General features: G+C 61.1%; 31 protein-coding genes. 1 reads left to right on the top strand and 30 read right to left on the bottom strand.

Going from position 1 to position 17,220, the window contains the following annotated elements:
* Nucleotides 1-32: 32 nt before the first annotated feature.
* The 14 genes from DM374_RS16820 to DM374_RS16755 form a co-directional block, all read right to left on the bottom strand.
* On the bottom strand, nucleotides 33-1,202 hold the full coding sequence (locus DM374_RS16820) for a phage tail tube protein (RefSeq protein ID WP_110970874.1): 1,170 nt from the start codon (nucleotides 1,200-1,202) through the stop codon (nucleotides 33-35).
* Between the two features lie 94 nt (nucleotides 1,203-1,296).
* Entirely contained in the window at nucleotides 1,297-1,497 is a 201-nt protein-coding gene (locus DM374_RS16815) for a hypothetical protein (RefSeq protein ID WP_110970873.1), read from the bottom strand.
* A 109-nt stretch (nucleotides 1,498-1,606) separates the two neighbouring features.
* The gene (locus DM374_RS16810; protein ID WP_110970872.1) at nucleotides 1,607-2,011 is read right to left on the bottom strand and encodes a phage tail terminator-like protein; all 405 of its coding nucleotides are present in this window, start codon (nucleotides 2,009-2,011) and stop codon (nucleotides 1,607-1,609) included.
* Nucleotides 2,008-2,394 carry an HK97 gp10 family phage protein gene (locus DM374_RS16805; protein WP_110970871.1) on the bottom strand — a complete coding sequence of 129 codons (387 nt, stop codon included), beginning with the start codon at nucleotides 2,392-2,394 and terminating at the stop codon, nucleotides 2,008-2,010. Before DM374_RS16805 ends, DM374_RS16810 begins: the two co-directional genes overlap by 4 nt.
* 2 nt (nucleotides 2,395-2,396) lie before the next feature.
* Nucleotides 2,397-2,777 (bottom strand): glutamate 5-kinase, encoded by a 381-nt coding sequence (locus tag DM374_RS16800; RefSeq protein WP_110970870.1) that lies wholly within the window; start codon nucleotides 2,775-2,777, stop codon nucleotides 2,397-2,399.
* Between the two features lies 1 nt (nucleotide 2,778).
* Nucleotides 2,779-3,150, bottom strand: coding sequence for a hypothetical protein (locus DM374_RS16795; protein WP_110970869.1), 372 nt, complete (start codon nucleotides 3,148-3,150; stop codon nucleotides 2,779-2,781).
* A complete protein-coding gene (locus DM374_RS16790; RefSeq protein ID WP_110970868.1) occupies nucleotides 3,150-3,476 on the bottom strand; it encodes a HeH/LEM domain-containing protein in 327 nt (108 codons plus the stop codon). The genes DM374_RS16795 and DM374_RS16790 overlap by 1 nt, the downstream gene beginning before the upstream one ends.
* A 48-nt stretch (nucleotides 3,477-3,524) precedes the next feature.
* On the bottom strand, nucleotides 3,525-4,685 hold the full coding sequence (locus DM374_RS16785) for a P22 phage major capsid protein family protein (RefSeq protein ID WP_110970867.1): 1,161 nt from the start codon (nucleotides 4,683-4,685) through the stop codon (nucleotides 3,525-3,527).
* A 96-nt stretch (nucleotides 4,686-4,781) separates the two neighbouring features.
* Nucleotides 4,782-5,546 (bottom strand): DUF6651 domain-containing protein, encoded by a 765-nt coding sequence (locus DM374_RS16780; RefSeq protein ID WP_110970866.1) that lies wholly within the window; start codon nucleotides 5,544-5,546, stop codon nucleotides 4,782-4,784.
* A gap of 147 nt (nucleotides 5,547-5,693) precedes the next feature.
* A complete protein-coding gene (locus DM374_RS16775; protein WP_110970865.1) occupies nucleotides 5,694-6,770 on the bottom strand; it encodes a structural protein in 1,077 nt (358 codons plus the stop codon).
* Nucleotides 6,770-8,149 carry a DUF4055 domain-containing protein gene (locus DM374_RS16770; protein WP_110970864.1) on the bottom strand — a complete coding sequence of 460 codons (1,380 nt, stop codon included), beginning with the start codon at nucleotides 8,147-8,149 and terminating at the stop codon, nucleotides 6,770-6,772. Before DM374_RS16770 ends, DM374_RS16775 begins: the two co-directional genes overlap by 1 nt.
* Nucleotides 8,150-8,151: 2 nt before the next feature.
* Complete coding sequence (locus DM374_RS16765) at nucleotides 8,152-9,450, bottom strand: terminase large subunit domain-containing protein (RefSeq protein ID WP_110970863.1); 1,299 nt, start codon at nucleotides 9,448-9,450, stop codon at nucleotides 8,152-8,154.
* On the bottom strand, nucleotides 9,437-9,898 hold the full coding sequence (locus DM374_RS16760) for a DUF2280 domain-containing protein (protein WP_110970862.1): 462 nt from the start codon (nucleotides 9,896-9,898) through the stop codon (nucleotides 9,437-9,439). Before DM374_RS16760 ends, DM374_RS16765 begins: the two co-directional genes overlap by 14 nt.
* Before the next feature lie 31 nt (nucleotides 9,899-9,929).
* On the bottom strand, nucleotides 9,930-10,538 hold the full coding sequence (locus DM374_RS16755; protein ID WP_177431570.1) for a putative metallopeptidase: 609 nt from the start codon (nucleotides 10,536-10,538) through the stop codon (nucleotides 9,930-9,932).
* A gap of 72 nt (nucleotides 10,539-10,610) precedes the next feature.
* Between DM374_RS16755 and DM374_RS16750 the strand changes: the two genes are divergently transcribed.
* The gene (locus tag DM374_RS16750) at nucleotides 10,611-10,811 is read left to right on the top strand and encodes a hypothetical protein (protein WP_110970861.1); all 201 of its coding nucleotides are present in this window, start codon (nucleotides 10,611-10,613) and stop codon (nucleotides 10,809-10,811) included.
* Nucleotides 10,812-10,842: 31 nt separating this feature from the next.
* On the opposite strand, the gene DM374_RS16745 is transcribed toward DM374_RS16750, so the two are convergent.
* The 16 genes from DM374_RS16745 to DM374_RS16675 all read right to left on the bottom strand — a co-directional run bounded on the left by DM374_RS16745 (nucleotide 10,843) and on the right by DM374_RS16675 (nucleotide 17,216).
* Nucleotides 10,843-11,097 carry a hypothetical protein gene (locus DM374_RS16745; protein WP_110970860.1) on the bottom strand — a complete coding sequence of 85 codons (255 nt, stop codon included), beginning with the start codon at nucleotides 11,095-11,097 and terminating at the stop codon, nucleotides 10,843-10,845.
* Nucleotides 11,094-11,285: a hypothetical protein gene (locus DM374_RS16740; protein ID WP_110970859.1), complete on the bottom strand. Its 192-nt coding sequence runs from the start codon at nucleotides 11,283-11,285 to the stop codon at nucleotides 11,094-11,096. The genes DM374_RS16745 and DM374_RS16740 overlap by 4 nt, the downstream gene beginning before the upstream one ends.
* A gap of 48 nt (nucleotides 11,286-11,333) precedes the next feature.
* Nucleotides 11,334-11,666, bottom strand: a complete 333-nt coding sequence (locus DM374_RS16735) for a phage holin, lambda family (protein WP_110970858.1) — start codon at nucleotides 11,664-11,666, stop codon at nucleotides 11,334-11,336.
* Nucleotides 11,667-11,843: 177 nt separating this feature from the next.
* Nucleotides 11,844-12,389, bottom strand: a complete 546-nt coding sequence (locus DM374_RS16730; RefSeq protein WP_110970857.1) for a hypothetical protein — start codon at nucleotides 12,387-12,389, stop codon at nucleotides 11,844-11,846.
* The gene (locus DM374_RS16725; RefSeq protein WP_110970856.1) at nucleotides 12,386-12,667 is read right to left on the bottom strand and encodes a hypothetical protein; all 282 of its coding nucleotides are present in this window, start codon (nucleotides 12,665-12,667) and stop codon (nucleotides 12,386-12,388) included. Before DM374_RS16725 ends, DM374_RS16730 begins: the two co-directional genes overlap by 4 nt.
* On the bottom strand, nucleotides 12,664-13,263 hold the full coding sequence (locus DM374_RS16720; protein ID WP_110970855.1) for a recombination protein NinG: 600 nt from the start codon (nucleotides 13,261-13,263) through the stop codon (nucleotides 12,664-12,666). The genes DM374_RS16725 and DM374_RS16720 overlap by 4 nt, the downstream gene beginning before the upstream one ends.
* Nucleotides 13,260-13,730, bottom strand: coding sequence for a hypothetical protein (locus DM374_RS16715; RefSeq protein WP_110970854.1), 471 nt, complete (start codon nucleotides 13,728-13,730; stop codon nucleotides 13,260-13,262). Before DM374_RS16715 ends, DM374_RS16720 begins: the two co-directional genes overlap by 4 nt.
* Nucleotides 13,723-13,983 (bottom strand): hypothetical protein, encoded by a 261-nt coding sequence (locus DM374_RS16710; protein ID WP_110970853.1) that lies wholly within the window; start codon nucleotides 13,981-13,983, stop codon nucleotides 13,723-13,725. The genes DM374_RS16715 and DM374_RS16710 overlap by 8 nt, the downstream gene beginning before the upstream one ends.
* The gene (locus DM374_RS16705; RefSeq protein WP_110970852.1) at nucleotides 13,976-14,455 is read right to left on the bottom strand and encodes a hypothetical protein; all 480 of its coding nucleotides are present in this window, start codon (nucleotides 14,453-14,455) and stop codon (nucleotides 13,976-13,978) included. The genes DM374_RS16710 and DM374_RS16705 overlap by 8 nt, the downstream gene beginning before the upstream one ends.
* Nucleotides 14,452-14,715 carry a DUF551 domain-containing protein gene (locus DM374_RS16700; protein ID WP_110970851.1) on the bottom strand — a complete coding sequence of 88 codons (264 nt, stop codon included), beginning with the start codon at nucleotides 14,713-14,715 and terminating at the stop codon, nucleotides 14,452-14,454. Before DM374_RS16700 ends, DM374_RS16705 begins: the two co-directional genes overlap by 4 nt.
* Nucleotides 14,712-14,843, bottom strand: a complete 132-nt coding sequence (locus DM374_RS34090) for a hypothetical protein (RefSeq protein WP_263854285.1) — start codon at nucleotides 14,841-14,843, stop codon at nucleotides 14,712-14,714. Before DM374_RS34090 ends, DM374_RS16700 begins: the two co-directional genes overlap by 4 nt.
* Nucleotides 14,840-15,157 (bottom strand): hypothetical protein, encoded by a 318-nt coding sequence (locus DM374_RS16695; RefSeq protein WP_110970850.1) that lies wholly within the window; start codon nucleotides 15,155-15,157, stop codon nucleotides 14,840-14,842. Before DM374_RS16695 ends, DM374_RS34090 begins: the two co-directional genes overlap by 4 nt.
* Nucleotides 15,157-15,390, bottom strand: a complete 234-nt coding sequence (locus DM374_RS16690) for a hypothetical protein (RefSeq protein ID WP_110970849.1) — start codon at nucleotides 15,388-15,390, stop codon at nucleotides 15,157-15,159. The genes DM374_RS16695 and DM374_RS16690 overlap by 1 nt, the downstream gene beginning before the upstream one ends.
* A complete protein-coding gene (locus DM374_RS16685; protein WP_110970848.1) occupies nucleotides 15,387-15,572 on the bottom strand; it encodes a DUF1382 family protein in 186 nt (61 codons plus the stop codon). Before DM374_RS16685 ends, DM374_RS16690 begins: the two co-directional genes overlap by 4 nt.
* Nucleotides 15,569-16,369 carry an ATP-binding protein gene (locus DM374_RS16680; RefSeq protein WP_110970847.1) on the bottom strand — a complete coding sequence of 267 codons (801 nt, stop codon included), beginning with the start codon at nucleotides 16,367-16,369 and terminating at the stop codon, nucleotides 15,569-15,571. Before DM374_RS16680 ends, DM374_RS16685 begins: the two co-directional genes overlap by 4 nt.
* Nucleotides 16,359-17,216, bottom strand: coding sequence for a replication protein (locus DM374_RS16675; RefSeq protein ID WP_110970846.1), 858 nt, complete (start codon nucleotides 17,214-17,216; stop codon nucleotides 16,359-16,361). The genes DM374_RS16680 and DM374_RS16675 overlap by 11 nt, the downstream gene beginning before the upstream one ends.
* Nucleotides 17,217-17,220 lie beyond the last annotated feature (4 nt).

Here is a 17,220-nt window from a genome sequence, read left to right as displayed (position 1 = left end):
GACGCACACCGCAGGGTGCGCCGGGCAAATGGTTAAACGGTGACGGTGACAGCGCAGGTGTCGGTCTTGGTGCCGTCTGCTGCGCTGGTCGCGGTGATGGTGGCGCTGCCGGCGGCCAAGCCGGTTACCAGGCCGGTCGCGCTCACGCTGGCGATGGCCGGGGCCGAAGAGGTCCAGGTGACCAGTTGGCTCGCTCCTACAGGGGTAACCACTGCTTCGAGGTCGGCAGTCTCAGCAACGTCCAGGCTCAGCGTTGCCGGAGTGACTTCCACCGCGGCGATGGCGATCGGTGCCGGCAGGCGGGTGATGGTCGGCGGCACGCGGCGGGCGGTGTACTCCAGCTCCACCTGGATGATGTCGGTAGCGCCACCGTCCGGCCAGTCGCCGCTCACCTCCATCTCGGGGATGAAGAAGGTGTAGCCGCCGTCGGCGTTACTCAGGGTGAACTCGAAGCTGAGCGAGTCGCCGGACTGCTGCGCCTTCCAGTACTGGTAGGCGGTCTTGGACCAACTCATGGTGATCGAGCCACCAGGGACGAAGGTCGTCTGGATGATGTTGCCGGGGAACGGGTTTCCGTTGCCGATGCAGCGCTGAGTCTGCGAGTTGTTCGCGAACTGAAGATTGAAGGTGTCTATGCAGGCGTTGTCGTCACCAAGCTGCACGCCGTTGATCTTCAGGCCGGTCACATCCTTGAAGCCGTAGCGCCGCTGGTTGGCCTCGGACGTCGGACTGACGATGAACGACGTGTTGTTGGCCTTGTCATCCCACGACGTGGCCATGAAAGTGGTGGTGACGCTGATTTCGTTGTCGTTCGGGACCTCGATGTTGATCGTGTCCACCTGGGCGCCGCGAGCGATGCCGGCGATTCCCACGTCAGCGTCATACGCAGCAATCGAGAACGAAATCCGGTCATTGCCCATGGTCAGGACATTGCCGGCCCAGTCCTTGCCGAAGCAGGACGCCAGGAACTGGTCCAGAGCGCCGTAACGGAACTTGGTCTCGATGTCACCACCAACGTCGACGGTCGTCTGGGCAGTTCCCTGCGACATTCGAGTCTCGCCGATCTCGTTGTTCTCTTCGGTGTTATAGGTGGGCACCAGGCCGAAACTGACGCGGGTCAGCACGTTCCAGTTGCCCGGCGGGGTGATGCCTGGTGTTACTTCTCGGATCCACGCAGTGGACCGCTTAGCGCCCGAACTCATCGGTGCCTCCTTAGATCGTAGTGATCCGGGGAGGCGTGACGACCAGAGGGGCCTTTCGGCGTGTCTGGTCAGCGTGCCCGGTGGCTCAGGTTATTCAGATGTTCAGCTCGACCTCGACGGAGGTCAGGATTTGCCGGCTAACCTCGCCGAGGGTGGTAAGGTCGGCGTGTTGGAGGTTGACGTACTGGACGCTGAGTCCGGTCTTCTCGTTGAAGGCCTTGATAGCGCTATGAATCTGCTCGGCCAGGCCTCGGCGCTCTTCGCGCACCTGGTCAATGGTCATGCTCTCACTCATCGTCTTTCTCCTTCACGGAAAGCCAGCGCTCCCATGCGGCAAGCGCAGCCTTGGCCGCGCGGATCAAGCTGCGATGCAGCTCCACGGTTGTCTTGGACATGCTTGCCTCTCAGTAGGCGCGATAGGGTATGGAAACGTTGACCTGGTACCATCCGTGGCCGTCGTCGCCGATCACGCTGGCCGAAACCGCGAAGCAGTCGAATGGCCCGGCCGGGTCACTGTAGAACTCGAAGTGCTGCACCAGCGTGTCGGCAGCCTTAGCTATGGCCAGCGTGCCTTTGAAGGTCGGGACGAACAGCTGAATAATGATGATTCCGGTCCGGCGCACGCACGGGCCGATGCCTACCTCTGGCGCACTGGACAGCCCCGGCACGTCCGCCAGCCTAGCCCAGATGGGTTTCCCGGCGGGGTCAAAGGGCTGAGGGCTGTTGGGATAGTCGACGCATGCAGCCGGGATGCCAGCCCACTGCTGCATGCGCCCGACGACGATGGCGCGGATCTGTTCGAAGGTCATGAGTAGGCCTGCGCTACGCCCCTGAATGAAACTTCGTAAATGCCTGCTGGAGCTTGCTTGGAATGCCCCCTCTCAAGCGCCTCGGCATATGGAAGATTGTTTTGGATAAAAACCTGGGTGTATGGCTCTAGCCCAGTAAGCGCCGACAACCCTCGCTGGATTGTTGCTCCACCACTTTTGTCCAGAGCCTCTGCTGGAACTCGGACTGGGGATCCGACGCTCACGATGTTGTTACCGCGGAATCGGCCAGTGTCGACCGGCGAGCGCAGCACGATCTCGTTGAGCATGGCCAGAGCGATGACACGAACACGCTGCGTAAGTGCCTCCTCGACCACGCCAGCGAATATGCTTGGCGGAGTGCTCCAGCCTCTGTTGTTGGCCATGGTCACTTCCTCAGCTGGACCTCGTAGTGGGCCTTGGCTGGGTCAATGCCTGGGCTGACTATGCGGTAAGTGGCCTGCTGGCCGGTGAGCAGGTCCTCAGCCGTGATCTGATGGCCGACCGCCGGCCTGTCGGTGACTTCGTTGGCCAGGCAGATCAGCAGCACGTCGCCCACCAGAATGTTCACGCCGTCAATTCGCTTGCTGTCGTAGCTGTCGAGTACGCCGCGCCCAGTGTAAGTGACCGGCTGAGCCGTCGTGGTCTCACTGATCGGATCGAGCACCCCAGGCCCCATGTAGGTGCCGGTGAACGTGGACACAGCATCAGCCAGGTCAGTGTCGAACGCAGCGGCCAGATCAGACTGGATGTCGCTTCGAAGGCCCATATCAGCACCTCACGATCTTGGTCTGGCTACTGCTGTTCAGGTAGTGCGCCAGCAGCGCCAGGGCGAAAGACTCGCCAGCGCTGATGGTGCGGGATGATTCTGAGTAGGACTTACTGCTGGAAACGCTGCCAGCCTGGACCGACTTGCTCAGCACGCCCGTTTCCTTGCTGCCGTAGATGTTGCCAGCCGCCGCCTCTCGGGCGATCTCTGCGCCAGCCTGAATCACATCATCCGGAATCGGATCGAACTCAGGCAGGCCGAGATTGGTGAGCCAGGTATTGGCCATCAGCACCGCGCGGGCTTTCTGGTCGTCGGGCGCCCAGGTCGGCCCAAGCAGGGCGTCTACCTGCTCGACGGTGATGTAGATGGTCATTACTCGGCCTCGTCCAGCAGTTTCTGCAGGTCTTCCAGGGTGACGGCAGCGGTGAAGTCGACGCCTTTCCCGGACAGTTTGGCCTTCAGGTCGTCAGCCTTGGCGGCGTCATCGAGCAGCTTCTGAAGCTCAGGCTTCTTGGCCTTGTCATCGAACTGAATGCCCTTGGCCGTGAGCGCGGCGCGGATATCATCGATGGTAGGGGCCTTCTTGGGCTTCTCGGCCTCGTCCAGCAGCTCATGGAAGTCCTGATTGAAGTCTTCTTCGTTGACGTACACGAAGTCGCCCTGCCCTTCGCCCCACGGCTTTACCTTGATCAGTTTCATTTGTATCTCCAGTGGAAGTCAGGGGCCCGAAGGCCCCATGCAGGCGGATCAGCCCAACAGCAGGCCGATGTGCTCGGATTTCACCGCGGCACAGCCCCATGCCATTGCGATCTCGAACTGCATTTGGCGGTACTGGGCGTACATCGAAACTTCGAAGCTCAGGCCGGTCAGCGGGTCGGTCACGATCATGCGGTCGATGGCCGAGTCGCCCTGTGGCGGTAGCGCTGGCGCGCGGGTAGCCAGGGCGATGGCCGAGCGAGCGAAGAACATGTTGCGCGCGCTGGTAGCCGACAGGGTTACGGCGGTCGCCGCGGCCGGAATAGCCTTCATCAGGCCGGGGGCTGCGATGGTGATCGCGCCACCGTTCGAGACGTCGGTATCACCAGCAACGACCAGGTACTTGCTGGCGTCGCCAGCGAAGCTGATGACGTCGCCCGCCAGGATCGTGCCGGTGCCGGCCGAAGCCAGGGTGATCACGGTTGCACCTACCGCATAGCCGGTGGCGTTGGTGGTCGACGCAGCGCCGGTACCGGATACCACGGTCTTGATCTGAGCCGACTGGCGCAGCGCCAGGTTCTGCAGGCGGTCGGTGATGCCATTGCGCAGCATGTCTTCACGGCCGGACTCGTTCACTTTGAACAGAACCGACTGCTTGCCGCGCAGGTTGGCCATTGCGCCAGTGCCAAGCACCAGCTGGAAGTCCAGGCCTTGGGCGCCGTTCTCTTCCAGGATGCGCAGGGCGCCGGCGGAGTCGCTCAGGTCGGCAGCGGTGCCGAACGGAGCGGTGCCAGCAGTGCCATAGGCTCGGGAGGCCTTAACGTGCAAGCCGGCCAGGTCCGATTCAATCTCATTGACCAGGGTGCGCATGCCCTGCTGGATCTGGTTCGACAGGATGACGTTGTACGACGCGCCGTTGTTGTCCAGGCCACGCTTCTCTTCGCCATTCCAGCGGATCGGCACGCGGCGAGCCTTGGTGATGGTCATCGGAACGTTGCCGATGGTCTGGTCGCCATCGTTCGGCGGAGTCACTGCCGGGGTGATGTCGGTTGCGGTGGCAGCCGGAGTTACCGGCGACATGACGGTCTGACCAACAGCGGCGCGCTCGTAGGTCATGTCGGAGGTTACTGCGGGGATGAAGCCGACCAGTTCGCGGGAAACCACGTCCAGGGCGTTGTACAGGGTTGGGATCAGCCCGGTGAGGGTGTTCATATGGAACTCCTAAGGATCGATGTTTGAGTTTTCAGACTTCCGGGCCATCCGACCCAAGCACCGATCCCCATCCGGGGAACGGCTTATTGACTGGCGTCATTCAGTGACGACGCCACCTTCACGCGCGAACGCGGCCTGACCCGATGGGTCCAAGGCATTCCAGTTTGTGCGCGACATGGATTTCTTGCCGGCCGGCACATTGCCTGTCTGCGCGCCGCTGCCATTGGCACCGGAGGCCTTGAGGATGTGGGCCTTGTGCGGGTAGGAATCGACCAGCAGCTCAATTGCTTCGTCTGCGGTTGCCAGTTCGCCCGGGCGGGCGCGGGAGAACAACTTTTGGCCATTTGCGTCGTAGCCAACAACCTTTCCTTCTTCGACCTTGAGGCTGCTGCCGAAGAGCGCGCGGGCGATCTCGACACCGGCCGGCCCCTCAGCAGCGAACTTCTCGGCGATGAACTTGGACGAGGAGAAGGCGCCGCCAATCAGGTGGCTGTTCAGCTGCCCCTTCAGGCTCTCGTTCTCCTTGACGACCGGCGCGTACCGTTCTTCGAAGGCCTTCACCGCCTCGTTCTTCACCCGCTCGACTTCGCCTGCATCGACCAGCTTCTTGTCGTCCAGGTTCTTCACGGTGGCCAGGGCCTTGATGGCAGCTGCCGGATCGGCGATGCCTTCGAACCCCTTCAGGGTGCCCTCGGCAGCCTCTGCGCGCTCGCGGTGGGACTTGGCCTCACCATTGAGTCGAGAGATGGTGTTGACGGTGCCAGCGGCATCGAATGCCACCTCCTTGCCGTCGTCATGGATGTACACCGGCTTGCCGTCTTGAACAACAACGTGGCCTTGATCGTCGAGCTTCAGTTTCATGTGGTTCTCCGGGCATCCGCCCATCTGCACGGCATCCGCCGCTTATCGCCCTTCCCATCCGGGTTTCGGGCATGAAAAAGCCCCGCGCATGGCGAGGCCGTGGTGTTGCGCGCCACGAAATGACACTGATCTGTTTTGTGGCGCGGACTACAGAAGGCGCTCCCGGAGCTCATCGAGCGTCAGGAACTTGCCCTTGTCGTTGTAGAAGTCCTGGAGCTTCAGCTTGTCCTGGCGCATCAGGCGCCCCCGCTCAGGCCCGAGGATCTCGTCCTGTCGCGACGCGGGCTGCCTTGCAAGCCACTGCGCATACGTCGTTGACTGGGGAACCTGGCCGTCCATGGTCGCGCGCGTTGCACTATCGCTGAGTCCGAGCGACAAGGCACTCTTGAGGATCGGCAGCTTCGTGGACCGGCAGCAAAAGTGGATTCGCCCTGGGCCGGCCAGCCACGGGACCTTGTGCCCGATGGGCTTGTAGGTGCCAAGGGTGTACGGCAGGCGGTCACGGATTCGGCAGGTGGTCGATGTTCGGCTATCCAGCGTACTCAGCCATTCAACATGGCTGATGATGTCGCTGTTGGCCTCGAATGCCTTGTCGCTAGCCGCCTCGGCAGTGCTCGAGACCGCAGACCGCACGACCGCCTCTACTTCGCGCCTGGGCTTTTGCAGGATGCCGTCGGCGTAGCTCTGCGCCTTCGTGCCCATGATCTGCCGGACGATCTCTGGCGTCGTGCGGCCATCCACCACGCCAGACCGCACGGCATCGCGAATGGCGGCAGCCCGATCGGTCTCGATTCCAGCCATCCACTCGCTGAGCAAGCGACCCTGGAATGGCCTGGCGAGAGCGATAGCCCGAACCTGGCTGAACTCAGCCACGGCGATGGGAAACCCCTCCTGCACCAGCTTGGGAACCACCGACCGCAGCACGCCGGCCTGATACGCAATCTCGTAGCTGGCCACGCCATCGATCATGCCGGCGAGCGCTTGCTGCACGCTCACAAACGTTGCTTGGTTGATACGCAGGACCGGCGCCAAGGCCGCATCGACTGCCTGGACGGAGAGATCAGTCCCAAGCCCATCAATTGCGGCGATCAACGCAGCCTTCAGCTCTGCATCCGAGCTGTTGAGGATCTTGATGATCGCCACGACCTGGCTGTTGCTCAGCCGAGACAGGTCAACCTCATGCCCGATCAGCTCATCCAGCAGCTTCTCGTTGGCCGTTTTCATCAGATCGCTCCGAGCGCCGGACCTTGAGACTCGATCCGGGACAGTTCATCCGCCCAGTCGTACTCATCGCTGATTACGCCGCGGCGCTGCATCTCGGTGAACAGGGTCTCTTTCGAGATCATGCCCGCGTTGGCCATCGACACCAGGGTCGGCAGTGAAACCTCAGGCATGTAGTCCACGTCGAAGTTGCCGCGCATCTCGACAGTTCCGCCTTCGCCCAGGCTGCGGTAGTCGGCCATGTACTGGAGCAGCTGCGCCAGGCAGTCGCCGAACTGGTGCGCCATGCGCTCCAGTGGTGACAGCTCCTGAGCTGCATCTTCTTCCGCCTGCGTGGCAGTCTTCGTCGCGGCCTTCTCTGGCGTGAGCAGCTTGGCCCCGGCCATCCGCATCTCGTCGATGAGATCCTTCAGCGCCGTACGCCCCGCCTCGACAGCTTTGCCGGTGTGCTCGACGTACTTCATGTCGCCGTCTTTTGGAAGATCAGTCAGCGCACCGACGCCCACCTTGAATTCAGAGGGCAGCGGCTTGCCCTGGTTGTCGTACTGCTGCTGCACGCCGATCCGGGCCAGGATAGGAACCCGGATGACGTGCAGGATGTTGTCTTGGTCGCTCTGGCTCTGCCAGTGCTTGACGTTCAGGTGAGCCAGCTCCATCAGCGGCGGCTTTGCCGTCATGAAGCCGGTGCGCCCCGTGTAGAAGGTGACCCACGGGATGACGGAAAGGCTCGTTGCGCCCTCGTCGTGAACATCCCACTCGCCGGACTTCTCGCCCTTTCGGTAGATGCGCCAGGAGCCAGGCTCAAGAACGCGAATCTGCTCTACGCCCTTGGCGCCAAACTCGCCTTCATCTTCCTCGATGACCTCCCGGTAACGAATCATGGTCAGCACGCCGCCCTTGGCGCGCCAGCCCAATACCTGCTCAGGTTTGACCATCACGGCATAAGGGCGGACGCCGGCAGCCTGTTCCTCAGCCTGTGTGCGCACGCCTTCAACCCGTGCGTGATCCACGAAGGCGTGGCAAAGGCCATGGCTCAGCCCCTCGCCGAAGAAGGCGACGGACCACGAGTTGAGTTCATTGCCGGCGTTGTCGATGTTCTTGGCCATCTCGGCGATCTGAGCCGGGACGTCGTCGCCAAGCTGGAGAGGCTCGGCAAAGACTCGAGAGGTCATGTTGCCTACCGTCTCCGAGTAGGCCGGGAGCAGCGTGGAGAGCGCCAGCCGCTCCTTGTACACGCAGTCGTCCTCCGCTGGGTACTTCGGCAGAAGGCTCGTACCAGCCTCGCGCATGGCCAGGGTGCCGAGCATCAGCGGGGTGATCCGCTCCCAGTACACGCGCATGGCGTTGACCGCTGGCAGCGTGGTATCGGGGCTGTTGGACATGGTCACATTCTCAGAGACTGGGTCATGATGACCGGTCGCTCAATTGGATAGTCGTGATGGATGAAGTAGCCGCCGGCGTCGTTCGCGTGGTCGACGCCGGACTTCTTGTCAGGCTCGCCATTGGGGGCCCACACCTGCTGCTCCAGGCCGTCCGCATAGGTCGGGCAGCGCAGCGGGTTGACCAGGTAGCGGCGTTCGCCATTCGCATTGCAGAACATGGCGTTCATGGCGTTGATGCGGTCTTTCACAGGCGGGTTGGCGTCGGGCGCAATCACGCTGAAGCCGGCCTGGCGCAAGATGGCGATGTCCGTCTCGCTGGCGTTCACCGACTTGCGCGACCCGCCAGAGGCGTCGGGATAGATCCTGATCTCGCAGGTCTTCTCGTACGTGTTTCCGTTGTGCCGCCAGTACCGCTCCTTGATCCGCCGGATCATGTCCGGGGTGTCGAAGCCGTCGATCAGCTCGTCCACCGCCCTGGGCTTACCGTCGGGCCGCTTGATGTGCGTGATCGCCGCCATCTTGCCGACGTTGAAGTCCATGCCGATGAACAGCGGCTCGCCCGCCTCGACCGTGTCGAAGCAGGAGTTCAGCTTTCGGTCGTAGGCGTGGTAGATCGAGCCAGCGTTGAGGTTTACGAACTGGCCATTCAGGTAGGCCAGGATTAGCTGGGCCGGGTACGACTCCATCAGCGACGGGATGTAGTCCGGCGGCAGGTTCAGCTCGTTGTCGAACGTGCTGGCCTGCACCAGGCCGTACATGCCCTGCAGGGCTGGCTTCTCGCGCAGCTGCTTCACGAACTGCTGATAGACGAACTTGAACCCTTCAGGGGTGGTGGTCACGTCCACGCCGTTCTTCAGCCCGGGCACGTTGTAGCGCATCCGGGCAATGATCTTGCGCCAGGCGTGCTCAGCCTTCAGCGCAGGCAGAACATCGAGCTCGTCGACCAGGGCGTGCCCGATCTTGAAACCCACGATGGTCTGCGGCTTCTCCATCGAGCGGCAGATGGTCGTGCTGCGGTACTGACCGCCGCTGTAGAACTCGACCTCCTTGTCGCTCTCCTTAGTCTTGACCTTCAGGTCCCAGTCGAAGGCGACCTCTTCGATCGTCGGGAAGAAGATGTCGCGAATCTGCGGGTACGTCGGAGCGAAGTAGCCGGAGTCGATCCGGGGCCACTCCCATACGTGCTTGCACAGCGCCGCGCAGCCTACCCAGGTCTTGCCGGAGCCGAACCCGGCCACGAATCCACGGAACTTGTTCTCCATCCGCAGGAAGTTGGCCTGAGGCACGTTAAGGGACGGCATCAGGCTTCCTCGCATCCACCACGTCTACCTGCACCCGGGTGGGCGGCACGTTGTCGTGGGGGTTCTCGTTCTTGGTCTGACGATTCACGTACACGTCGCCCACTTCCTTGGCGGCCTGCTCAAGGATCTGGAGGGTCAGCCCGTAGTTGCGCATGCCTTCGACCTTTTCAACCAGCCTGCCCAGCGTACGGAGCCGGTAGGCCCGGTTCGCGATGGGGATCTCGGCTGTCTCTTCGCGGAATCGCGCTCGGGTATCTTCGAAAAGAGCCACCCAGCGCTTGGCCAGGCCCTTGCCGGAGTACTTCGTGGGGTCGTGTGTCTCCACCTGCTGGCGGGTCACGGTAATGCTGAATTCTTTCTGGACGGCCTCTACCACCTGTGAAGGCGTGTCGAAGCACGCCAGGGCCTGAACGATAAAGGCCTTCACGTCATTGCTGAGGGCTGCCATAGGCTTTCATCCGTCCAGAGCCTGTCCAGAATCAAGCCGACTTGAGCAGACAGGTTCCGCAGGCCCTCGAAATGTTGATCTTGGCCACCTCAGGCGGCCGACTTGCAGCGTCAATCAGCTGCTGTACGTCATGGCTCGGGCCATACCGGCGAACCACACCGACGAACTCTTCGACGTCATGCCCGCGCATTTCCAGCTTGGGCATGCCCGTTTCGGTAAACGCCGGGGCTCCGTACTTATCGAGCTTCTGGGCTATGTGATAAAGCTCGTGCTCAACCAGCGCGCAGAACTCGGCCTCAGTGCATTGGGCGCAGTAGTCGCCGGCCAGGGTGATGAGGAATTCGGGCTCTTCGCCGAACCAGTCGCGCATCTGTTGCTCTTGCCGGGCCTTCTGCCATCCACCAGCGCGGATCATCAGTTGCTCGGCCTGACCCAGCACCGACCTGCCCTTCTTCGCGAAGCTGGACGACGCCCACAGGACGCCAATGCTTGCATCGATCAGATGGGCATGGTCTTCGTTGTGGATTCTGCCGCTGGTAGCGAGGACCTCAGCCTGTATCCACTCCCATACATCGGGGGCGGGTTGCAGAGTGAGCCACTGCGACTCGAGCAAGTCGGCCGGCGGTATCGGTCTGCTCATGGGGATCCTGCACCTTGTAATGGTGGCCGGTTGCCGGTATTGGTAAGGATCAATCAATCTAAGGAAGTAGTTATGCCTGAAACATTCGCCCCAATTATTGCCAACAACTCAACCTTGAAAAGCGAGGCAAAGCGCGCTGCTGCGGTTGCTGCGGCACTAGATTTGATTCATGCATATGCAGGGAGCGGGAATCAAAAGTTCAGCCTGAGTGCTCACATGAAGATGCTCTCGACTTACGCCGACCAGATCCAGCAAGCGCTGAAGGTCAAGTGACACACCCGTGCCGCAATCACCTGCGGCACACCTACCCCTCCCAGCCGTCCAGTAGCACATCGATCAGCTTCTGCTCGCCCAAGCGCATGGCGCCCAAGCACTGCAGATCGTCGCACTTAGGGCCCAGCCCGAACACAGTGACCTCGCCTTTCGGGCCGATCAACGTCAGGGCGCCTACTGTGCACTCGGGATGCTCGCCGGCATCCAGCTCATCGGCAATCTTGCGCAGAGTCTTGGCAGCATCGCGCCAATCATCACGCTTGAACTCCAGAACCTTGATGGTCATTCGGTTACCTGCTGCAGCCATTCTTCAATGATCCGCCGCACCACTGGCTCGGTCAGGACTTTGGATTGTTTGGCGCCCTTCGCGACATCCCGCAGAAGGGACACGGGGATGACGTGAGCGGCGTCACTGGCATGCACAACCAAATGAGGCTGCTTGATCTCGATGTCGATGTCGATCACTTCGCCCATAGGTCTCTCCTGCACCACGAAACGGCGCACCTCTATTTCGTGGCGCGACTAATCAGCTTTTCGCCCGGGCAGCTTGAAGTCAGTGAACCGGTCGGCGTAGGCGCGGATCTTGTCCACCCCCGACAGTCCAATCATCCCGCCAACCAGGCCGGCCGCCGACTGAGGGATACCCAGCAACTCAAGCCCGGACAGCATCGCCAAGGTGATGCAGCCGCAAAGTAGGCTTTCGAGAAAAGCAGCCTTCTTTGTGCCGCCGCCGTAGATGATGCGCAGCGCTGAAATCGATACGGCCAAGCCCGCCGCGTAAAACGCCGGGGCGTGCTGACTTAGCCACGCAAGCACGATAAGCCAGGTGTCTGGTTTGTCTGGCATGTTTGACATTCCGGTTCCTCCCTTTCGGGGAGTTGGAAAATAGAAAACCCGGCGCGAGGGCCGGGCCTCTCGAGGGCCTATTTCGGGCATAAAAAAACCCGACGCACTGGCCGGGCTTTTTTCGTCATTCTTAACACGCAAGAAGGACAAGATAGATATAAATCTATGCCACTCTGCCACTAACGGTCAAGCAGCAATTTGAACAATCAGCCCCTCCCCGTCCAGAATGACCTGAACCTCGCTCAGAGCCTCGTCGACACGGCGACGTAGGTCCTTGCAGATAGCAGACTTCCAGCGGTACTGGGTGCGCTCGGCCACCGGCTCATCCAGCCAGTTGTCCATGCAGTACCAGCCCACCGGTAGAACATTGGTTGACCGCTTCCCATCCTGACCTGGAAGCTTGGGCATGGCCCAGGTAACCACGGCTGCGTGACGGAACCGCTCAGGCGCTGGCGAGCGAATGGCCCTGGCAATCGAGATGATCGCTTCGTGCTTGCGATCGGTGTGCGTTGAATACTGGGCGACCAGTACCAGCCAATGCTCGGTGGCGAGCTCGGCGCGGAGCCGGGCGTGCACCATGCAATCGATCAGGAATGCCGCCTCCTTGCCTACAATCTCCCCCTTCTGCTTCGCGCACTGCACCTTGGGCTCGAAGTCACACCCGCCCGCGCTATTGATCGTTTCGGCCGCCAGGGCTCGCACCACTGCGGATATCACGTTGCGGTAAGTCATGCTGCCTCCCCCTTCGTCTGCTCGATCTTTTCCAGTCGGTGCTCGCAGCGCTTGCACCGGCTCCAGCTACCCGCCTCGAACATCGGCACCTTCCCAGTGCTGACGGAATCAATCCCGCAGAGCGAGTGCCAGGCGTATGCACTGCCCTGGCTTTCGGTAGATGGAAGCTCCAGTTCCTGCTCGAAGTAATGCGCCTTCCCCGAATGCGGGAACGCTGGCTTCATCCAGCCTTCAGCGGCAGTCGTGGCCGGGCCGGTTATCTGCACAACCTGGTTCATGCTGCCTCCTTCAGGGCTTTGATCTTTGCCCGGTACTCGGCTTTGATAGCCTTCAACTCGTCGATGGTGTACTTGCGGGCCTGATGAGGGCCTTCTAGGAAAGCGACTTGGGCGGCGCCGATGCGCTTCACCAAACGAATTCGGTACTCAACCGCGTTACCGGACAGGTTGCGATTGCACTTCACGCACTGGCGATGCACGTTGAGCGGCTCGAAGCGTAGCTCCGGGCAGGCGCCGACCGACCGATAGTGGCCGGCGTCCCAGCGACTGCCGGTAATCAAGTCGTGATCGCTGGGCAGCGAGTCGCAACTGATGCAAGGCTGCTGAGCATCTCGCAGGCGGATGAACTCATTGAACAGCGCCTGGGCCTCACGCAGGTGCTCGGATCGGCTCTTGAGCTTTTCCTTGCGCACCTTGATCTCGCGACGCTCGCGCTGGTCGATGGCCTTTCTGGCCTTCTGCTCGTTAGCCGGCGCGTGGTCTAGTGCACACTTCGTGCTGCACACTACCTGCGTGCTGTTGAAGCTGGGCCGGAACTTCCCGCCGCAGGCCTTGCAGGTCTTCTGCTTCGCTTCCTTGAGGGTAGTGCGCGTCATGCCGCAGCCTCCCCAAGCAAGTCGTCAAAGAACACACCCTTGCCGCTGAAGTAAGCCGCGATCTTGTCCGTGTAGATGCAGCCCTGCTCCCGGTTGAACAGTCGGGTTACCGGGAAGCCGTCCGGCCCGAACATGGCGCAGGCGCCCATCAGGTGCAGCTTCCGCTCATAGGTCAGGTGGACGAAACTGGTCGCCCAGCCTTCGAAGAAGTCCCGGTCCGCGGAGCGCATGATCGGCACGCCAAAGTGGAGCTTGCAGTACCGGCGAACATCCTCGACGTCGCCCATGTCGGTGGTCTTGGCGATCCGATCGTACATGGCGAACCACAATGCGTTCTGGTCAAGGGTGCGGTCCTTGCCCGGGCGCATGCTCACCACGACGAACTTCTTCTCGCGGAACATGCGGGTCATCAGGGTGATGGCCTCGGAGAGCTTGGCGGCGCTGTTTACGGAAATTTTCTCAGCCACGATTACCCTCCTTCACCCAGCGGCGAATTCGCATCTCGCAACCTGAAATCAAGCAAACACCATTGGCGAATCCCAGATGAGTCTTGGTTTTTTCGCAGCCGCACGCGCACTTCGGCTGGCGGCCCGGTCGTTTCTTGCGCGGCTCCATATAGCGAATCTGGCCATGCTGACCACCAACTTGCCCCCAGCCATCCATGCCGCCACGCATCGCGGCAGAACGAGCGACCTGCGACATCTCATTGAGATCACTCATGGGATGCCTCCTTGGCCATGGCCGCCACAGGGCAAGGCCATGCCTCCATGTAGGCATCGACGCGCTCGTTGATTTTTTCCTTGTATCCGTCGTGACAGATCACTACAGCTGACAGGGCCTCGGCGCACTGGACTCGACAAATTGCCCAGTTGTAACGCTCGGCATCCTTGCGCAACTCGGCAATCACCTCGTTCTGCGCGTCGTACCCGGTGCGCAGGCCGGCGATTTCGGCGCGGAGCTTGTCGCGTTCGGCCTGAATCTCCCGACCGTCAGAATCAGACCAGGCCAATTCTGCCGACTCCAAATCCAGCGAAGCCTTGAGCTTATCGATCTCCGCGAGCAGCGCGCCAATGCCTCCGTAGCACTCCGCAAGAAGGTTGTTGGCCTCATCGACTACAGCAGGTGATCTGCCGACAAGGCCTACCTGGCAGCGTTTCAAGATTCGGTCGTAGTGTGCTTTGTCGATGGTCATGGCTGATCTCCTGCTGGCTTCGGAAGCGGCATCCAGTGCGTAATCCACCAGTTGTCGCCATGTGGTCCGCTGTAGCTGTCGAAGTACGCCAGAACATGCCCGCGAACTGGCACGTACTCACCCATCGCCACCTCGCTGCCCTCCTCTTCGTACAGGGAGCCATCCTCATTTTCGTGACGACGGATATAGCTGACCGAAACGAGGATGTCGCAGCGGTGATCCGGCTTGCGGTTGTCATTGACGCTGATCCATTCGCTCATGCCATCACCTCGCACGCCGGCCAGATCATCCGCGCCTCACGCAATGCGCCTGCACGGTCCAAGCTCTCTTCCATGAGCACCATCGAGAAGCTCTTGGTGCCTACGATTACCGTCCAGGTCCGCTTCATTGCTTCACCTTCAGGCCCTGGTCCTCGATCGCACTGACAACCGCAGCCTTGAAAGCGGCGCACTCTTGCCCGGCAGGCACCTTGTATGGCGGATAGCCCTTTCTGCGCGCATCGAAGTCCCAGTAGGCCTGATTCAGCACTTCATCTGCCGGGAGCGAGACTGAGCACGTTAGTGCTAACGCAATTTCCTCGGCCAGCTCAAGGAAGGCTGCCGATGGAGGGTTGGTGTGATGAGGATTTCCCATGTATTCGCGCAGGCGCTGGGCAAGCACAGTTCTGCGATTCAGTTCGTCGCGCATCTTGTTGGTGTCCATCAGTGCTGTCCTTTCTCGATTTCGAGCAGCGCCTGATCCAGGTCGCGCTTGATGTTGTTGAATCGAACCTGGTGCTCGGCTACCGCCTTCTTGGCGCGCTCCATGATCAAGTCCTGCTCTCGCTTGATCAGGCGAAGCTCGTTTTCCATGAGGCATGCGTGCAGCACCTTGCGCACTTCGATTGGCATCTCGTTGTAGATCCGTCCCGCACGCTTCAAATCGGGCTTGCTCATGCTCGCTCCTCCGCTTCAGCGATCTGCGCCAGACGCTCAAGGCGCTCTTCCGACTGACGGGCCAGATCAATGTGGTCTTGGTCGTCCAGCACCGGAATGCAGACGAACAAGATCCCGTGCTTGATGAAGGTCTGTGCAATTTCTCCCGCTCCACGGAGCTGGGCTGGGTGGGCTCGGTTCATGGCTGAGTCTCCTTTCCGCGGTGCGATTCCCAGGTGAATGGGAGAACGATCACGCCACCCTCGCGTAGTCGATCTGCAGATCGCTCGCCCATGGCGGCTGGCAGTTCCTTCACGCTCAGGTTTGAGATCACGACAGTCGGCAGAAGCCGCTCGTAACGCCCGTTGATGATCGAGAACAGGCGGGTCATCTCGAAGTCGCTCGGGGTTTCCTTGCTGACCCCGATTTCGTCCAGTACCAGAACGGTCGGCTTAACCAGAGCGTCGATGATGCTGCCCTCGGACTGTCCGCTTGATCCGTCGAAGGTCGCCCGGATGGCGTGGAGAATCCCGCCGAAGGTGCGGTAGGCGGCGGTGTGCGGGGTGGATTCCATCACGGCCTGGGCGATGGCCACGCCAAGATGGGTTTTCCCGGTGCCGGGATTGCCGGACAGGATCAAGCAGCGACCATCACGCAGGTGCTGTTCGAAGTTCTCGGCGTATTGCTTGCACCTGGTCAGCGCCCTTGCCTGTGCCGGCTCGACAGCGACGTAGGTGTCGAAGGTGCGGTCCTTGAACCGTTTCGGGATCAGGGCGTCGCCAAGCTTCCAGGCGAGTTCATGGCGCTGCCGCTCGACCGCCTCGGCCAGTTCGCGAGCCACCTGCTCGGCTTTGCACGATGGGCATGGCGACTTGAAAGACTTGGTCAGGACCTGGCTGACGGTCTGACGGTACTCGCCGTGCTGTTCGCACACTGCGATGGAGGACAGTTGAGGCTTCGCCATGTTCGACAGTTGGACGACTTTCTTCTCAGAACCCATAGCTGCCGTCCTCCCGCTCAATCAGGCCGTCCATGTAATCGCGGTCAGCGAAGCCAGTGTGGCGAGATGGTGCGGCCTGCTGGCGGTTGTCGCGGATGCGATTGATCACCCAGGACGCCTTGAACCCCTGCCAGCCAGCGGACAGGGCCTCGGTGATGGCGTCCGATGCCGATATCCCGGCTTCGGCGCACTTGCCCAGTTCGGTATTCACGGTCTTCCACACTGTGGCGGTGACGGCGGCCTTCTTCGCCTTGCGCTGGGCCAGCCAGTCGGTCAGGAGCTGCTCGGGGATCTGGTGGGGGTTGTCGGCCAGGAGTTGGGCCAGGCCGAACGGAGTCTTGCGGTCGGGCTTCGACTCTGGCGCCGGAGCCGGGTTGGCATCCTGGGGAGATGTAATATCTTCCGAAGGAAGATTTACAGAGGGGTTTTTATTCTTGGAATAGAGAAGGGACTCGTCGGTTTTGGTCTGTTTCGAATTAGAGCCGATTCGGACGATTTGAGCCGAGTCAGACGATTTGGTCTGTTTCGGATCTTCAACGAATACCCACTCTTTCGGGTCGCAAAGACCGATATCGCCCCGGGCTCCGCCGTCACGGAAAAGCACCCGGCGGCGCAGCAAGCCAGAGATCGCCTTGGACACGGTGTCAGGGTGAATATGGGTAGCCTTGGCAATCACCGTGGCCGGGATGCGCTGGGCGCCCTCGTTGAAGTTCAAGGTGGCCTTCGCCACGTACAGCACGATCTTCATCTCGCGAGCGGACAGGTCGATAGCCATCAGGCCATCCATCAACTGATTGTCCATCCGGGTAAACCCCCCGGTGTTGCGTAATGGGACGATGTTTGTCATGATT

Source organism: Pseudomonas huaxiensis (assembly GCF_003231275.1).
GTDB lineage: Bacteria > Pseudomonadota > Gammaproteobacteria > Pseudomonadales > Pseudomonadaceae > Aquipseudomonas > Aquipseudomonas huaxiensis.
The sequence above is the reverse complement of the archived record's forward strand: the minus strand, read 5'-3'. Positions and strand labels throughout refer to the sequence as shown.

Bases quoted from the DNA above. Each gene is read 5' to 3' on its own strand.
- DM374_RS16820 (WP_110970874.1), bottom strand. From the start codon at position 1,202: ATGAGTTCGGGCGCTAAGCGGTCCACTGCGTGGATCCGAGAAGTAACA.
- DM374_RS16815 (WP_110970873.1), bottom strand. From the start codon at position 1,497: ATGAGTGAGAGCATGACCATTGACCAGGTGCGCGAAGAGCGCCGAGGC.
- DM374_RS16810 (WP_110970872.1), bottom strand. From the start codon at position 2,011: ATGACCTTCGAACAGATCCGCGCCATCGTCGTCGGGCGCATGCAGCAG.
- DM374_RS16805 (WP_110970871.1), bottom strand. From the start codon at position 2,394: ATGGCCAACAACAGAGGCTGGAGCACTCCGCCAAGCATATTCGCTGGC.
- DM374_RS16800 (WP_110970870.1), bottom strand. From the start codon at position 2,777: ATGGGCCTTCGAAGCGACATCCAGTCTGATCTGGCCGCTGCGTTCGAC.
- DM374_RS16795 (WP_110970869.1), bottom strand. From the start codon at position 3,150: ATGACCATCTACATCACCGTCGAGCAGGTAGACGCCCTGCTTGGGCCG.
- DM374_RS16790 (WP_110970868.1), bottom strand. From the start codon at position 3,476: ATGAAACTGATCAAGGTAAAGCCGTGGGGCGAAGGGCAGGGCGACTTC.
- DM374_RS16785 (WP_110970867.1), bottom strand. From the start codon at position 4,685: ATGAACACCCTCACCGGGCTGATCCCAACCCTGTACAACGCCCTGGAC.
- DM374_RS16780 (WP_110970866.1), bottom strand. From the start codon at position 5,546: ATGAAACTGAAGCTCGACGATCAAGGCCACGTTGTTGTTCAAGACGGC.
- DM374_RS16775 (WP_110970865.1), bottom strand. From the start codon at position 6,770: ATGAAAACGGCCAACGAGAAGCTGCTGGATGAGCTGATCGGGCATGAG.
- DM374_RS16770 (WP_110970864.1), bottom strand. From the start codon at position 8,149: ATGTCCAACAGCCCCGATACCACGCTGCCAGCGGTCAACGCCATGCGC.
- DM374_RS16765 (WP_110970863.1), bottom strand. From the start codon at position 9,450: ATGCCGTCCCTTAACGTGCCTCAGGCCAACTTCCTGCGGATGGAGAAC.
- DM374_RS16760 (WP_110970862.1), bottom strand. From the start codon at position 9,898: ATGGCAGCCCTCAGCAATGACGTGAAGGCCTTTATCGTTCAGGCCCTG.
- DM374_RS16755 (WP_177431570.1), bottom strand. From the start codon at position 10,538: ATGAGCAGACCGATACCGCCGGCCGACTTGCTCGAGTCGCAGTGGCTC.
- DM374_RS16750 (WP_110970861.1), top strand. From the start codon at position 10,611: ATGCCTGAAACATTCGCCCCAATTATTGCCAACAACTCAACCTTGAAA.
- DM374_RS16745 (WP_110970860.1), bottom strand. From the start codon at position 11,097: ATGACCATCAAGGTTCTGGAGTTCAAGCGTGATGATTGGCGCGATGCT.
- DM374_RS16740 (WP_110970859.1), bottom strand. From the start codon at position 11,285: ATGGGCGAAGTGATCGACATCGACATCGAGATCAAGCAGCCTCATTTG.
- DM374_RS16735 (WP_110970858.1), bottom strand. From the start codon at position 11,666: ATGTCAAACATGCCAGACAAACCAGACACCTGGCTTATCGTGCTTGCG.
- DM374_RS16730 (WP_110970857.1), bottom strand. From the start codon at position 12,389: ATGACTTACCGCAACGTGATATCCGCAGTGGTGCGAGCCCTGGCGGCC.
- DM374_RS16725 (WP_110970856.1), bottom strand. From the start codon at position 12,667: ATGAACCAGGTTGTGCAGATAACCGGCCCGGCCACGACTGCCGCTGAA.
- DM374_RS16720 (WP_110970855.1), bottom strand. From the start codon at position 13,263: ATGACGCGCACTACCCTCAAGGAAGCGAAGCAGAAGACCTGCAAGGCC.
- DM374_RS16710 (WP_110970853.1), bottom strand. From the start codon at position 13,983: ATGAGTGATCTCAATGAGATGTCGCAGGTCGCTCGTTCTGCCGCGATG.
- DM374_RS16705 (WP_110970852.1), bottom strand. From the start codon at position 14,455: ATGACCATCGACAAAGCACACTACGACCGAATCTTGAAACGCTGCCAG.
- DM374_RS16700 (WP_110970851.1), bottom strand. From the start codon at position 14,715: ATGAGCGAATGGATCAGCGTCAATGACAACCGCAAGCCGGATCACCGC.
- DM374_RS34090 (WP_263854285.1), bottom strand. From the start codon at position 14,843: ATGAAGCGGACCTGGACGGTAATCGTAGGCACCAAGAGCTTCTCGATG.
- DM374_RS16695 (WP_110970850.1), bottom strand. From the start codon at position 15,157: ATGGACACCAACAAGATGCGCGACGAACTGAATCGCAGAACTGTGCTT.
- DM374_RS16690 (WP_110970849.1), bottom strand. From the start codon at position 15,390: ATGAGCAAGCCCGATTTGAAGCGTGCGGGACGGATCTACAACGAGATG.
- DM374_RS16685 (WP_110970848.1), bottom strand. From the start codon at position 15,572: ATGAACCGAGCCCACCCAGCCCAGCTCCGTGGAGCGGGAGAAATTGCA.
- DM374_RS16680 (WP_110970847.1), bottom strand. From the start codon at position 16,369: ATGGGTTCTGAGAAGAAAGTCGTCCAACTGTCGAACATGGCGAAGCCT.
- DM374_RS16675 (WP_110970846.1), bottom strand. From the start codon at position 17,216: ATGACAAACATCGTCCCATTACGCAACACCGGGGGGTTTACCCGGATG.